A 15319-nucleotide genomic window follows, 5' to 3' on the forward strand; every position below is an offset into this window, starting at 1 on the left:
TGTGCGTTTTGACCATCGACAAGCCGGATGATTTCCCCTCCACGCCACTCGCCAGCATTCAGTAGTAGCGGGGTGGGGGATCATTCGGGTCATCGGCTACCGCGTCGAGTCGAGGATCCGCAATGATGAGGTCGATCGCTTCGGCAGGCCCCGCGATCACCGCGAAGTGCGGATCGACATCACCCGTGACACACCAAGCATGATCCGCTGGCCACATGAACGCAGGATTCTGCACCGTCTCATACCGTTCCGTCTTGACGGCGCTCCCCCAGTCACCCAGATCCGTGAGTGCACCACGGAACAACCAGTAGTCACGGTTGGGGATCTTCACCATCGGAAGGTCGTCACCGACGGCGTCCCAGCCCCAACCGTCCCACAAGCAGAAGAAGCAGTCGTCAGGAGTGGACGTGTAGGGGGCCAATATCTCTGCGACGATCTTGAACTGGTCATTCTCGGTGAGATAGCCGTCGTCCGTAGGGGAAAGAGCGTCGGCCGGACTTTCCGCGTCGTTTTCTCTTTGACCCTCGTATGTCGGATCCGGGATGAAACGCAACCTCGCATATGCCGGGAACCCGACCGGACCGCTCGCGGTGAGTTGATACCACGGCAGATCCTGCCCGACCAACCAATCGGCCGCCGATATGTCAGTACACACGATCAGGCTCATCCGCTCATTCTCCCCAGACGACTTATCAACCGGTCGCATACGAACACAACGACACACCACCACAATCAAGTGGCTTCTGATTCCCTACGAGACCCCAGCAGCCGAATCGCTCTCAGCGCCCTCGTGCGGGTTTGGGTGTGCGTTTTGACCATGGTCAAAACGCACACCCAAACCCGCAGAAAAGCGTTCAGCCGGTTTTCGGTCGGAGTGGTTCGTTGATACCTGGTACCCGCACGGAGGAGTCACATGGCACTCAATCGTCGAGTGGACAGTCGAGTTGTCCGTCCACAACGCGAGGATGCCAGACGGAAAGGAGGGTGCCGCTGGCTTCGAGCTTTGATGCAAGATCAGCGAGAAAAATCCCGGGATCTTTCCACGTCGGCGAGGAGTCGAGTCCATCTTCTCCGTGGTACAGGCCGAGGGATCCTCGAGCATCGCCGGCCCGAAGATCGACGACCAGAACACTATCGGGTGAGCCTGCGGGTCTGTCCAGAAAACGGTGTAATTGATTGGTTTCTAACTACTTTCGTCCGGCAGACAGCCGTCCGTCGAACGTTATCTCGAAGGCATTCAGTGCTGCCTTCCATCGGTTGGACCAGCGCCTGCGGGCGGTGCCTTTGGGATCGAGGCTCATGATGGCCAGATACACGCATTTCAAGGCCGCGGCCTCGGTCGGAAAGTGTCCACGGGCCTTGACAGCCCTGCGGATTCGAGCGTTGACACTCTCGATGGCGTTGGTCGTGTAAATGACCTGCCGGATGGCGTTGTCGAATTGTAGGAACGGCACGAACTCAGCCCAGGCGTTAGTCCAGAGCCTGATGATCGCGGGATAGCGTTTCTCCCATTTGTCACTGAACTCTGCGAATCGGTCGAGCGCGGCCTGCTCCGACGGAGCCGTGTAGACGGGTTTGAGGTCCTTGGCGATCTCGGACCAGTCCTTGCGGGAGGCATAGGCGTAGGTGTTACGGAGAAGATGGACCACACAAGTCTGCACGATGGTCTGTGGCCACACTTGCTCGATCGAGTCGGGTAGATGCTTGAGACCATCGCACACGACGATCAGAACATCCTGCACACCACGGTTTTTCAGCTCGGACAACACCCGAAGCCAGTACTTCGCTCCCTCCCCGTCGCCGTGCTCACCGACCCACAATCCGAGGATGTCGCGGGTGCCGTCGACAGTCACCCCCATCGCGACGTAGATCGGCCGGTTAGCGACGTTGCCCTCGCGGATCTTGACGTGGATGCAGTCGATGAACAACACCGGGTACACAGGATCCAACGGCCGGTTCTGCCACTCGGCCATGCCTTCCATCACCCGCTCGGTGATCGTCGAGATCGTCTGCTTGGACACATCAGCTCCGTACACCTCGGCCAGGTGTGCAGCGATCTCACCGGTCGTCAAACCCTTGGCCGACAATGAGATCACCATGTCCTCCACGCCTGAGAGCCGACGCTGCCGCTTGGCCACGATCTTCGGCTCGAAGGAGGAATCCCGGTCACGGGGCACCTCGAGTTCGACCGGGCCGGCCTCGGTCAACACGTTCTTGGCTCGTCTGCCGTTGCGGGAGTTGCCGCTGCCCCTGCCTGCCGGGTCGCTCTTGCCGTATCCGAGGTGGTCGTCCATCTCGCCTTCGAGCGCGGACTCCACGACTAGCTTGGTCAGCTTCGACAGCAATCCACCATCTCCGGTCAACTGCAGCCCTTCGGCTCGCGCCTGCTCGACCAGCTCTTTGAGCCGCGCATCGCTGATACCCGGCTGAGCCGAGTTCGTCTCTGTCTCACGTTCAATCACGTCAGTCATAGTGGCGTATCTCCTTTCAGAGTTACACCGTTGTTCTTACAGTCCCGAGCCTGCTATCGGAATGAACTCGTCGACGAAACGGTATTGGAATGTACCGGCTTCTCCCGCGCCGTCGTCGGGTTGATCGGCCCACGCGTCGAGCATTATTTTTCGGAAGAAGAGCATCTCGTTGAGGGAGAAGAAGGGCCTGAGGGGAGTGATCATCATTCCGGGGGTGCCGTTCTGCACGGTGTAAAATTCTGCGAGGTTGGGGGTCCACGTGATCCCGGTTTCCTTGGCGTGGTGCTGCCAATCATCCGCGCTCGGGGGAAGCGATAACAAATCCATGCGTCCATCGTCTCGGTGACGCGTCGGGCGTATGCGGTTTCCTGCCCGCATTCGCAGCACTGATGAACATGGCCACGCCGGTAACAGTCCCAGAGCGGTGATCGGGCGTCGCGTAGTAGGTAGCCGGGGGTCTGTCCCGTTCGCCATTGCCAGGTCCGCGCTGCCACCAAGCGAGTAGCGTGACACAGCACCAGGGTCGGGAAAGATCCCACACGGGAAGCCAACGCCATGCGTCGTGCAGCAATTCGTCGTTCCTTCGTATCCCTGGCTGCGGTATCCGTGGCCATTCTCGCGATCCCGCTCTGTTCGTCCGCCAACGCGACAGCCAACCCTTCATCGGTCCCGGCAGCGACGACCACCGCCTTCCAGGTCCCGGTGCGGTACGCCGCAGGATGCCGAAGCAACTTGTTCATGTGCTTGAGCCCGCCGCCGCTTACGACCGTCACGCCGACGGCCACGCCGGGTGAACCGGGCATGGTGACCTTCGCAGCGGAGCATCCAACATCGACCTGGGTCAACATTTTTGGCTGTCTCGATGTGTCGGTGAACTGGCGAAACCTGACAACCGGCGCCGCCGGCACCACTGTCCTTCGACAGGCAGCCGACTACACCCGACCTGCACCGGAAGACCGGTGCCAATACACCCCCGCGCCAGCGGTCACCGGCAGTGGCACGATCGCCGCAGTCGCCGACATCGGCGCATACCCTCCGGCCGACGGGTACCAGGTACTGATCAACCCGGGTCTCGGCACCTTCCCGGTCCCGTAGAACGTGTGTGTGGCGCGCATACGAGATCTCCGATGACCTGTGGGCTGTGATCGAACTCGTCTTAACTGCCACGTCGGGCCACAGAGCACGTCCGTGGAATGGCCATCGGTTCACCCTGGAGGGGATCGCCTGAGGGAATTCGCGAAAACCGAACCCCTGACCGACAGCGTCGATCGCCGCGACGTGAATGGTGCGCGCTGGTTGCTCGCGCAATGCGCGTTCGAAACTCACCCAGAGGGGCGGTCACGTACATGACACCCACGGAGGGGAGTCCGGGCGGACCGAACGATGTGACATACCAACTCTGGCAACTGGTTTACCCTCCTCGCTGAGCGAGAAGCGCCGAACGAATCCGGCGAGCAGACAATTTCCTATGCTCCCCGGATTCACCTAGTTCAGTTGTTGGTCACCACGAAACCTTTGCCGACGGGGAACGGGCTGCTGGGAGTTGATCTCGCTGAGCACTGCCGAGAACTTGATGAACTCGAACACGACCTCACTCAACAGTCATCTTCTGACAGTGTCTCTTGCACAGCATATTTCATCGCCCGTGACGGCCGTGAAACAAAGACACCTGGCATGGGGTGGATATGGACTCGGGAAGATCCTGAACCGCTTAACCAAATGCGACCTGCCCCTTCGTTTCCCTTGGCAATGCGAAGATCCGGCCGGAACGGATGGGTTCTCGCAGCGCAACTCGTACTCGATCGGCGACAGATTGGCGCCGATGGTGTCCGTGGGTGGTGTTTAGCCAGGCTGACGGGTGAAAAGCTCGGACTAAGCTTGGACTAAGCTCGAATTCAATGGTGTAGACCGAGGCGCGCCTGATCAGGCATGAGGTCGCCAGCGATATGATCCGCATGTCTGCGCACGCAGAACCTTACGCACCTATGAGCTCCGAGGAGGGCCGATGGCGACGAACGACCAGCTCAAGGCCCTGATCAAGAGTCATGCCGACGGTGACGATCCTCAGTTCTACTCGGTGGCGATGCAGGTTGCAGCAAAGGCGGCGCGTTCCGGCCAAGAGCGGTTCTCTCATGAACTGCGCGACATGGTCGACGAACTGCGCAGGAAAGCGGTGCAGTCCACGCGCATCGCGTCTGTCGTGCCAGTCGCACAGCCGCGCGGTGAACTTGCCTCCTTGCTGACTGTGGCGTACCCGGACGCGCGCTTGTCCGATCTCGCCTTGGTTGGAGACGTCTCCGATCGACTGCAGCATGTGCTCCTCGAACAGCGCCGTCGTGAAGATCTCGCTCGGCATGGGTTGTCCCCCGTGCGCCGGTTGTTGTTAGTAGGTCCGCCAGGTACGGGCAAGACTTCGACGGCGAGGGTGATCGCTGGTGAGTTGGGGTTGCCACTATTCGCGATCCGTTTGGATACCATTATCACGAAGTTCATGGGAGAAACTGCTGCGAAGCTTCGTATGATCTTCGATGCTCTTGCAGAGACGAAGGGGGTGTACCTCTTCGACGAAGTTGATGCCTTGGCTGGCGACCGGATGGCTGGCAATGATGTCGGCGAGGTTCGACGCATCCTGAACTCCTTCCTCCAGTTCCTCGAAGAAGACACTTCGGACAGTGTCATTGTGGCTGCAACCAATCATCCAGAATTGTTGGACAGAGCCATGTTTCGTCGATTCGAGGCAGTCATACCTTTCCCTCTCCCCGATGAGGACGCGGTCCGGACGCTCATCAAGAATCGCCTCGCGAACTTCCGCCTCAGCAACCTGGGGTGGAAACGGATCATTGGGGCTGCCAGCGGCCTCAGCCACGCCGAGATCACTGTTGCTGCCGAGAACGCGGCGAAACGCATAGTCCTCTCCGGCGGAGAACAGATACGAACTGACGATCTGGTTTCGGCGCTCGAAGACCGCCGCCGACCCGGCTTCCACGGGAATGGGAATGCACAACCGTAATGGCAGAGAGAAACAAGTCGCATCTCGTCATCACCACACCGCCACAACGAGAGCCATTCAAACCTGTTGTATTGGGCCGTGACGGAGAGAAAGGGCAGTCATTCGACGGTGATCGTGCTGCACATGGGCGACGCCTCGAGCGTGAACTGGATGCGGCACTCGCGCCCGCAAACGAAGGTGACGACCCTGAAGGCACCTTCGTCACCTTCGTCTCCTTTGCAGGGCTGGAGTTGGCGCTCAAAAGCCTCGAATCCCAGGCATCCGGAGATCAGCCCGAGCTAGTCGTGGTCAAAGAAGCACAGACCAGCGCCGGGTCGATACAGATGGCTACTGTCTACATTCCGGACGGCAAGAAGGAGTACTTCCTCACGCGCTTGAGCGCGTACGTGGCCACGCTGCAGGAGAACACGGTCAAACATGCTGCTCTTGTTGAGGGGATTGCGTCGATTCGCCGCGCCACGATTCGTGAGTTGTGGACCGACCCTGATCGGCTGTTTCCGGCCGAGGACGGTGAACGCCGCTGGTGGGAGGTTTGGCTCCGTCACCGCGACGGAAACGAGCTTCAGAGACTCAATGAGCAGGCGAGGCAAAGAGAACTGCCTACCAGCGCGAGTTATCTCGGTTTCGCTGATCGAACGGTACTGCTCCTGCAGGCAACAGTCGACGAACTTTCCGGAATTTTCGAGTCGATCGACGACCTCGCCGAGTTGCGTTGGCCGCATGACATAGCCAGCGTCCTGACCGAGATGCCTGCCTCCGAACAGGCAGACTGGGTCAACGAACTCCGTGGCCGCGTACAAGCGGCGGGCAAGGATGCGCCGGCTGTGTGCGTAGTTGACACGGGGGTTCAGGACGGCCATCCTCTGCTGCAGCACTCGTTGCATGCGTCCGACCATTTTGTCGTGGATCCGACCTGGAAGAGCGCCCCTGTGTACGGACACGGGACGGAGATGGCTGGCCTTGCACTGTACGGAGACCTTCATTCTGCGGTCATGAACTCGCACGACGTACACCTTCGCCATCGTCTTGAGTCTGTGAAGTTTCTTCCCGACACCGGTGAGAATAACCGCGACCTCTACGGTGCCGTCACCGCTAAATCTGTTGACCGGCCCGAAATCGAATCCCCGCGCCGCAGTCGTGCGTTCATGCTTGCAGTCACGACACTGTCACCCCCACGTAGTGAAGACGATGCTGACGGTGGGATGAATGCAGGAAAGCCCACGTCCTGGTCTGCCGCCGTGGACGCGCTGGCCTTCGGGCGGGCAATTGACGATACTGCCTCGAAGCTCACCTATCTCGACCGCACCGAACAGCTGAAGCCTCGCCTTTTCATCATCTCAGCTGGGAACATTCGCGATATATTTCCTACAGACAACCACCTCGACCGTTGCGATAGCGAACCGGTCGAAGATCCCGCGCAAGCATGGAACGCGCTGACAGTAGGTGCGTTCACAGACAAGGCGGACATGGGAGGTGCGGACCCGATCTTCGACGGCTACACACCGTTGGCGCCCCGCGGCGAGCTGGCCCCGACGAGTCGAACCTCGGTTGGGTTCGAGGGCTCCAAGTGGCCGTTCAAACCCGACGTCGTGGCCGAGGGAGGAAACGTTGCGGTGTCACAGGACCGGTTGGCCGCGCACACTCCCGAGAGCATGGCGGTGCTGACTACCAGGCTCCAAGGACTGGAACAACGAGCATTCACGACCACCCGGGACACATCTGCAGCCACCGCTCAAGTCGCCGCGCTCGCCGGCCAGATCATGGCTGAGTACCCCGGACTCCGACCGGAGACCGTGCGTGCGTTAATCGTTCATTCCGCTCAATGGACGGATGTGATGAACCGTCGACTCGACTCGGCACCGAACAAGGCGGAGAAGATCAAACTTCTTCGTCGTTACGGAATGGGTGTGCCGAGCCTGTCCCGAGCTTTGCACAGCGCGTCGGATGCTCTGACGCTCATTGCCGAAGCGAAAATTCGGCCTTTCGAGAGAGACAACGGTACGGCTGCCGTCGGACGATCCCGCGAGATGAACCTGCACGAGCTTCCATGGCCGAAAGCTCAACTCGAAGCGCTCGGCGAAGTCAATGTCCGACTGCGCGTGACCTTGTCCTATTTTGTCGAGCCGAACCCATCCAATCGTGGTTGGGCCGGCCGATATGCCTATCCATCCCACATGCTGCGGTTCGCCGTCCGCAGGCCCGAAGACAACATCGACACCTTCAGAATGCGTGTCAACGCCCGTGCCCGCGCAGACGGCGAGAAGCCGATCTCGTTGGGCACCGAGCCGGGGTGGCTGTTCGGTGCCAACCAACAACAATCACACGGCTCCCTGCACACCGATATTTGGGAAGGCCCCGCAGCCAACCTGGCCAGTAAGGAAGCGATCGCGGTTTACCCGGTTGCAGGATGGTGGAAGGACCGACGCGCCTACGACCAAAGCGATCTGGGTGTGCACTACTCCCTCATCGTGAGTATCGAATCACCCAACGTGGAGGTAGATCTGTGGACTCCCGTTGCCCTGCAGATCACTCCCGAAATCGTCATCGAGACGTAGTTGCCGAGAGTGCACGCGGACAGCCTCAAGGTTGCCGTGTGGGTTGGGATCGTCGGTGTCGGCGGTGTCGGCGTTGTCGGTTTCGAGGCCGCGGACGAAGCGATGCAAGTTCGGCAGATCATCTGCCGAGACAGCAGACATCGTAGGTCACAGCAGTTCTCAGAACTCTAGAACGATCATCGCCCTCGCGATCCAAGTCCTACCGGAACGACACGTGTCGCGACGGTGGAGCCGTCACGGAAAGTGAGCCAGAACCAGTTTCACCTGCCGTCGACGTCCTTTGTCGATTTCGGGATAGCACGGCGCACAACGGCACTGGGTGTAATGATGAGGCGACTCTCTGTGCGGGCTCGTCGAACGGGGGCTGGAGCTTGATCTTGGGAACCGGTGTTTCGGGTCGACTTCCCAACGCAGGTCCCGTCGATGCTCACGACATTCAGCTCTGAAGTTGCATGCATTGCGACACAATCGCACCCGGGTATGCGGCGGTGGACTTACTTTGGGCGACATGGCCAGGTTGTGGGGTGTGTCGCTGGATTGTCCTAGAGTGTTCTTCGAAGCGAAGCGGTGGCATTCGCGCGTGAACCACAATCTGGAGATAGCGATGAGCAGCGCGAACGAGAACCCCACCGACGGTGCAGCGAAGACGGCTTTGTCTGGCGTGAACACGTATTCGACCGGTGGTGGTGGGGTCACCTTCGCCCACCGCGTCGCCGTCACCTACCTGGCGAGCATGCTCGCCTGCAGTCGCCGCAGTGAAATGAACGATCTTCCGGTTACCTCGTTGGCGTTCCAGACCGGGCATGCGCATCCGGTCGACGATCTCCTCGTCGGCGCCGGTGACCACTCACTCGCCGTCGCATGTCGAGCAACGCCGCGCTTCGTGCCCAGTGATGCGCCGACGGTCAAGTTGGTGAAGTCGCTGCTCGACGAAGTGGCCGCACACCCCAACGGATACGTCGCAGTGGCGGTTGCCGGCTGGAAGACGGAGTGGGATCAGGTCGCCAAGTTGTGCGACATCGCCCGGTCAGTTAGCAACGCCCACGACTTCCACACCGCGTCGGAAATAGATGGGCGGTGGTCGAAACCCGTCCGCGAGCGCTACACACACCTGCTCAAGATGGTTTCGCTAAACGGACGAGCATTTACTGACGTCGAGGTGCTCGAACTGACCTGGGTTCTGCTGAGACGTCTTCGTATCATCGGGTTCAAGTTGCAAAGCCCGGACGAAGCAGATTGGGCCGCGGTCGCTACTTCCCTGGACGGAATCGCGGCGACGACGGACGGAGTCGGGCTGCGTGACCGTCTCGCGGCGACAGCCGGACGTTATGACGCGTTGGGGGCCGTAGTCGACATAAACATGCTGCGGACGGACACACATCATGTGCATGTCCGAACAGCGGCCCAGACGCAGTCCGAGGTAGTGACACGAGAGGCATATTTGGATCGGATCGAGGCAACCTCTCAGCGCCGGCTCGAATCCCGCCGCGCCGGCGCCGGCCTGTCCCCAGATCAGATCGCTCGCAGCCTCACGCATCCTGTCTCCGTTCCCGAAGCACTCCACGCGCTCGCCACTGGTGCGCTGCGAGTACTGACGGGGCCACTCGGGTCGGGAAAGTCCGACATCGCGGAAGAATGGTTACGCGCGAGCTTGGCGAAGGCCCGCCAGGATTTGAGTGCGCCCGTGCCGGTGTGGGTGGCCGTCAGAGACCTTGATCAACCTCTCGGTGAGCATATCGCCACCGAGGTCGGAAGCGATACCCCAGCCCGGACGGGTGTGGATGTGGTCGTCGACGGCCTTGACGAGCGCACCGACAGAGCCGCGACGGCTCTTCGACAGGCCACCGACTTCGTCGTGCGATGGCCGAAGTCCCGGATACTGTTGACTTCTCGGGCTCCGGAGAAAGTCAACGAAAACCTTCTTGTTGAAATCCCTTCTCTGAGAAGGGAACAAGCTGACCGACTGATGACTCTCGTTGCTGGCCGACCTATTACAGGCCTTGGCCACGATCTCGAGGAAGCAATCGAACGTCCCTTCTTCGCGCTTCTGGTCGCCAGGCACGCCACTGCAGCAGAAGGCGCCACGAGCACCCAGGAGCTGATCGACCTTGTGGTCGAGGACGTGGTGACTGCCGAAGGTTTCGATCTTTACAACGGTTTGCGTAGTTTGGCCGCAGAAACGATCCGTAGCGGAAAGCCCGTGGACCCGAACCGGTTTACCACCGCAGACATCGCCGCCCAGATACGGACATCCTCGCTGGTCACTGGAACGGGTCTGTCCAGAAAACGGTGTAATTGATTGGTTTCTAACTACTTTCGTCCGGCAGACAGCCGTCCGTCGAACGTTATCTCGAAGGCATTCAGTGCTGCCTTCCATCGGTTGGACCAGCGCCTGCGGGCGGTGCCTTTGGGATCGAGGCTCATGATGGCCAGATACACGCATTTCAAGGCCGCGGCCTCGGTCGGAAAGTGTCCACGGGCCTTGACAGCCCTGCGGATTCGAGCGTTGACACTCTCGATGGCGTTGGTCGTGTAAATGACCTGCCGGATGGCGTTGTCGAATTGTAGGAACGGCACGAACTCAGCCCAGGCGTTAGTCCAGAGCCTGATGATCGCGGGATAGCGTTTCTCCCATTTGTCACTGAACTCTGCGAATCGGTCGAGCGCGGCCTGCTCCGACGGAGCCGTGTAGACGGGTTTGAGGTCCTTGGCGATCTCGGACCAGTCCTTGCGGGAGGCATAGGCGTAGGTGTTACGGAGAAGATGGACCACACAAGTCTGCACGATGGTCTGTGGCCACACTTGCTCGATCGAGTCGGGTAGATGCTTGAGACCATCGCACACGACGATCAGAACATCCTGCACACCACGGTTTTTCAGCTCGGACAACACCCGAAGCCAGTACTTCGCTCCCTCCCCGTCGCCGTGCTCACCGACCCACAATCCGAGGATGTCGCGGGTGCCGTCGACAGTCACCCCCATCGCGACGTAGATCGGCCGGTTAGCGACGTTGCCCTCGCGGATCTTGACGTGGATGCAGTCGATGAACAACACCGGGTACACAGGATCCAACGGCCGGTTCTGCCACTCGGCCATGCCTTCCATCACCCGCTCGGTGATCGTCGAGATCGTCTGCTTGGACACATCAGCTCCGTACACCTCGGCCAGGTGTGCAGCGATCTCACCGGTCGTCAAACCCTTGGCCGACAATGAGATCACCATGTCCTCCACGCCTGAGAGCCGACGCTGCCGCTTGGCCACGATCTTCGGCTCGAAGGAGGAATCCCGGTCACGGGGCACCTCGAGTTCGACCGGGCCGGCCTCGGTCAACACGTTCTTGGCTCGTCTGCCGTTGCGGGAGTTGCCGCTGCCCCTGCCTGCCGGGTCGCTCTTGCCGTATCCGAGGTGGTCGTCCATCTCGCCTTCGAGCGCGGACTCCACGACTAGCTTGGTCAGCTTCGACAGCAATCCACCATCTCCGGTCAACTGCAGCCCTTCGGCTCGCGCCTGCTCGACCAGCTCTTTGAGCCGCGCATCGCTGATACCCGGCTGAGCCGAGTTCGTCTCTGTCTCACGTTCAATCACGTCAGTCATAGTGGCGTATCTCCTTTCAGAGTTACACCGTTGTTCTTACAGTCCCGTTCGCGTACCCGATCAGTCCCTCGCTGGTCGATGGGCACGGTTTGCGCCTGAACCGTTTCAGGATGTAAATGAATCGATTCGGCTCGGTTTCAGGCGTCGGTTCCTTTGTGTTCGCGTTCCATCCTCGTCTTGAGGAACGACGAATGTGACCCGCGCACGCTGATCTCGAGATATCGGCGGATGTGATGACCAATCCCTCCACATGAGGTTGCCTCCAGACTGTTCGGCGTCCTCAGAGGGGTATTGGCCTGTCGCCGAGAAGGCTCGGTGCCTCTGCCGGGATCCTCGTCGAGCAGAGACACCGAGCCGCGTGCGCTCACATCCGAGTGAGATCTCGGTAACGACCGCCTGAAGTTGTGATCACAGCGTGGCGAGAATGTCTTCCATGGTGGTGATTTCCTCGTTTTGCGTGCGGATGATGTTCTGCGCCATGGAGATCGCTTCTGGATACTGTCCGGAATCAACTTCAGTTTGCGCCATCGCGACTGCTCCGCGGTGATGGTCGATCATCTGTGTGAGGAACAGTTTCGCGGCATCTGTTCCCTGCGCATTCTGCAGTGCAGTCATGTCCTCGGCGGACATCATCCCCTCCATGCCGGGCATCGTTCCCATGCTTTCGGAGGGCATGGGCATGTTCATACTGGTGGAGGGCATCGGCATGTTCATGCTGCTGGAGGGTGTCATGCCTTCCATGTTGTGAGAGGTGGTCGGCATATCCATGCCAGAGGAGGACGAACTCTGTCCCCAGCTGGTCAACCAGGCCTGCAGCTGCTCGATTTCTGGGCCCTGCGCCGCTTTGATCTGTTCAGCCAACGCTGTCACTCGGGGGTCGATACCGTCTTTGGAGAGGAGCATGTCGCTCATCTCGACGGCTTGACTGTGATGCGGGATCATCTGCTCGGCAAATGTCACATCTGCCTGATTATGAGTGCTCGCGTCCGCCGAGCTACTGGACTCGACACTCATTGACATCGGTGTGGAGGTGGTTCCATCGGAATTGGAACTGTTACATGCGGTGAGGACGAATAGTGCCGCAGTTGCTGCAGCGCTGATTGCGAGGATCTTCTTCATATCGGGGAAACCCTTTCGTTGGGAGATCGGTTGTCCGGTCATGAGGCGTTCTGTGAGGTCGTCTTCGGGGTAGTGCTTGGTGAAGGCCGGTGTTGATCCGGGGGAGAAGGGAGTCGTAGTCGCTTCAGCAGTAGTGCGTTGACGGCGACGATGAAGCTGGACCCGGACATCGACAGCGCTGCGATCTCTGGGCGAAGTACAAGTCCGAGGGAGGGTTCGAAGACTCCAGCGGCGATGGGGAGGGCGATGACGTTGTACCCGACGGCCCATCCGAGGTTCTGTCGCATCTTGCGGAGGGTGCCTCGCCCGATTTGTAGTGCGACCGGTACGTCGAGTGGGTCCGACCGCATCAGCACGAGGTCCGCTGTTTCGATTGCGACGTCGGTACCTGCGCCGATGGCGATACCGAGGTCCGCTTGTGCGAGCGCGGGAGCATCGTTGACTCCGTCCCCGACCATTGCAACTTTTTTGCCGGCATTTTGCAGCTCGACGATCTTGGCGGCTTTGTCGCCGGGGAGCACTTCCGCGATGACGGTATCGATACCGAGCTGGCCCGCGATGCGCTGTGCGGTGGCTTCGTTGTCGCCGCTGAGCATGACGACTTCGACGCCCAAGTCGTGCAGCGCCGCCACTGCGGCGGCGGAAGTCTCTCGGACAGCGTCGGCGAGTGCGATCACCCCGACGCCGTGTCCGTCGACGGCGACGAGTACTGCTGTTCGCCCGCTGGCTGCGAGGTCGTCGCGTGTGCCCATCAATGTGCCGAAGTCGACGTTTTCGGCGATCATCAGTTTGCGGTTGCCTACCGCCACTCGACGACCGTCCACCTCCGCAGCCGCACCGTGACCTGGCACATTACGGAAATTTGTGAGTGGAACTTCCGGGGCGCCGCGTTCGGCCGCGTAGCGGACGATCGCGCCGGCGAGGGGGTGTTCGGACTCGCGTTCGACCGCGGCCACAAGGGAAAGGAGTTCATCGGTGCCGATACCGTCGACGACGACGTCGGTGACTTCGGGTTCGCCTTTGGTGAGGGTGCCGGTCTTGTCCATCACTACCGTCTCGATGCGCGCCGAGGATTCCAGCGCGGTGGCATTTTTGAACAACACTCCTCGTTGAGCTCCGAGTCCGGTGCCGACCATGATGGCGGTGGGCGTGGCCAAACCGAGAGCGTCGGGGCAGGTGATGACAACGACGGTGATTGCGAACAGAAGCGCGGTCTGCACTCCTGCACCCGCCGCCCACCAGACAAGGAAGGTGCCGGTGCCGCCGATCAGAGCAACAAGGACGAGCCAGAACGCGGCCCGATCAGCGAACCGTTGCCCCGGCGCTTTCGAGTTCTGCGCTTCCTGGACCAACGCCACTATTTGGGACAGGGCGGTGTCGGCACCGACTTTGGTTGCTCGGACGCGAAGTGTGCCCGTCGTGTTGATGGAAGCCCCGATGACTGCGGATCCCGGTTCTTTGGATACGGGAAGGCTTTCCCCGGTCACCATTGACTCGTCGACTTCGGAAGTTCCGCTCTCGACCGTTCCATCGACAGGGACTTTGCCGCCTGGTCGGATCAGTAACAGGTCTCCGACGACAACGTCGGCGGTGGGAACTTCGACGGGTTCGCCGTCTCTCAACACGATTGCCAATGGCGGGGTCAGTTCGAGCAGTGTGCGAATCGCGTCGTTGGCTCCACCTCTGGCTCGCATCTCGAACCAATGTCCGAGCAGGACGAAAGCCGTCAGCACCGACGCGGCCTCGTAGAAGACCTCGCCGCCGCCGGTGAAGGTGACGGCGACGCTGTAGAGCCAACCCGCCCCGACGGCGACGGCAACGAGGACCATCATGTCGAGGGTGCGGGCCTTCAGAGCCCGATAAGCGCCGTCGAAAAAGATCCAGGCCGAGTAGAACACCACTGGCAAGCTCAGTATCAGGGTGAATACGTCGTCGCGGAGTCCGAACGGGGCGGGAACTGTGAATCCGAACATGTCGCGCCCCATCGGGGACCACAGCATGATCGGAATGGACAGAACGAGAGCGACGAGAAAGCGATTTCGCATGTCCCGGACCATGTCGTCCATCGACATTCCGGCGTGGGCGCCTCCGTGCCCCATCATGTCCTGTGCAGAGTGTTGAGCATGTGGTTCGTGCGCTGTGTGTTCGCCGTGAGGAGATTCGCCGGGGTGTTCGACCGGTGCGTCGGTTGATGTGTCGGCGTGGTCTGAATGAACGTGGTATTCAGAGGGCGTGGCGCTGGTGCTGTCGTTTGGTTCGGAGAGGGGGTCGCAGCTGTGGGAGGGCACTGATCGCCCTGCGCAGTGATAGCCGCAGTCCCGGATCCATTGGGACAGTTCGGGTATCGAGGTTGCAGCCGGGTCGTAGGTGACCGTGGCAGTTTGGTTGAGGACGTTGGCCTCAGCAGAGACGACGCCACGTCGGCGAAGGAGAGTTGATTCGACTGCGGCTTTCGATGTCGCCCACTGCAATCCTTGTACTTCGAGAACGGTGGTTCGATTCATCTCTGCGCCCTCTCGTTGTGACCGCCATTCTTGCGGCAGCGACTGTGCGGATACCTCGGTGGCATG

At 60.3% G+C, this 15319-nt stretch carries 10 protein-coding genes; 4 read left to right on the forward strand and 6 right to left on the reverse strand.

Annotation, left to right across the window (positions count from 1 at the left end; all coding sequences use genetic code 11):
- Positions 1-58 precede the first annotated feature (58 nt).
- The 3 genes from BH682_RS33760 to BH682_RS33770 form a co-directional block, all read right to left on the reverse strand.
- Positions 59-655 (reverse strand): hypothetical protein, encoded by a 597-nt coding sequence (locus BH682_RS33760; RefSeq protein ID WP_232354275.1) that lies wholly within the window; start codon positions 653-655, stop codon positions 59-61.
- A gap of 532 nt (positions 656-1187) precedes the next feature.
- Positions 1188-2471: an IS256 family transposase gene (locus BH682_RS33765; protein ID WP_075832375.1), complete on the reverse strand. Its 1284-nt coding sequence runs from the start codon at positions 2469-2471 to the stop codon at positions 1188-1190.
- A gap of 36 nt (positions 2472-2507) precedes the next feature.
- Positions 2508-2798, reverse strand: a complete 291-nt coding sequence (locus BH682_RS33770) for a hypothetical protein (protein WP_075836358.1) — start codon at positions 2796-2798, stop codon at positions 2508-2510.
- A gap of 228 nt (positions 2799-3026) precedes the next feature.
- Between BH682_RS33770 and BH682_RS33775 the strand changes: the two genes are divergently transcribed.
- The 4 genes from BH682_RS33775 (at position 3027) to BH682_RS33795 (ending at position 10335) form a co-directional block, all read left to right on the forward strand.
- On the forward strand, positions 3027-3566 hold the full coding sequence (locus BH682_RS33775; protein ID WP_075836360.1) for a hypothetical protein: 540 nt from the start codon (positions 3027-3029) through the stop codon (positions 3564-3566).
- 910 nt (positions 3567-4476) lie between these two features.
- On the forward strand, positions 4477-5481 hold the full coding sequence (locus BH682_RS33785) for an AAA family ATPase (RefSeq protein WP_075836362.1): 1005 nt from the start codon (positions 4477-4479) through the stop codon (positions 5479-5481).
- A complete protein-coding gene (locus tag BH682_RS33790) occupies positions 5481-8036 on the forward strand; it encodes a S8 family peptidase (RefSeq protein ID WP_075836364.1) in 2556 nt (851 codons plus the stop codon). The genes BH682_RS33785 and BH682_RS33790 overlap by 1 nt, the downstream gene beginning before the upstream one ends.
- 604 nt (positions 8037-8640) lie before the next feature.
- Complete coding sequence (locus BH682_RS33795; RefSeq protein WP_143542641.1) at positions 8641-10335, forward strand: hypothetical protein; 1695 nt, start codon at positions 8641-8643, stop codon at positions 10333-10335.
- An 11-nt stretch (positions 10336-10346) separates the two neighbouring features.
- On the opposite strand, the gene BH682_RS33800 is transcribed toward BH682_RS33795, so the two are convergent.
- The 3 genes from BH682_RS33800 to BH682_RS33810 all read right to left on the reverse strand — a co-directional run bounded on the left by BH682_RS33800 (position 10347) and on the right by BH682_RS33810 (position 15253).
- Positions 10347-11630 (reverse strand): IS256 family transposase, encoded by a 1284-nt coding sequence (locus tag BH682_RS33800; protein ID WP_075832375.1) that lies wholly within the window; start codon positions 11628-11630, stop codon positions 10347-10349.
- A 408-nt stretch (positions 11631-12038) separates the two neighbouring features.
- Positions 12039-12791, reverse strand: coding sequence for a DUF305 domain-containing protein (locus BH682_RS33805; protein WP_019747367.1), 753 nt, complete (start codon positions 12789-12791; stop codon positions 12039-12041).
- Positions 12788-15253 (reverse strand): heavy metal translocating P-type ATPase, encoded by a 2466-nt coding sequence (locus BH682_RS33810; RefSeq protein ID WP_019747368.1) that lies wholly within the window; start codon positions 15251-15253, stop codon positions 12788-12790. The genes BH682_RS33805 and BH682_RS33810 overlap by 4 nt, the downstream gene beginning before the upstream one ends.
- Between the last annotated feature and the right edge of the window lie 66 nt (positions 15254-15319).

It is taken from the genome of Rhodococcus sp. YL-1, assembly GCF_001942025.1.
GTDB classification, from domain to species: domain Bacteria; phylum Actinomycetota; class Actinomycetes; order Mycobacteriales; family Mycobacteriaceae; genus Rhodococcus_F; species Rhodococcus_F qingshengii.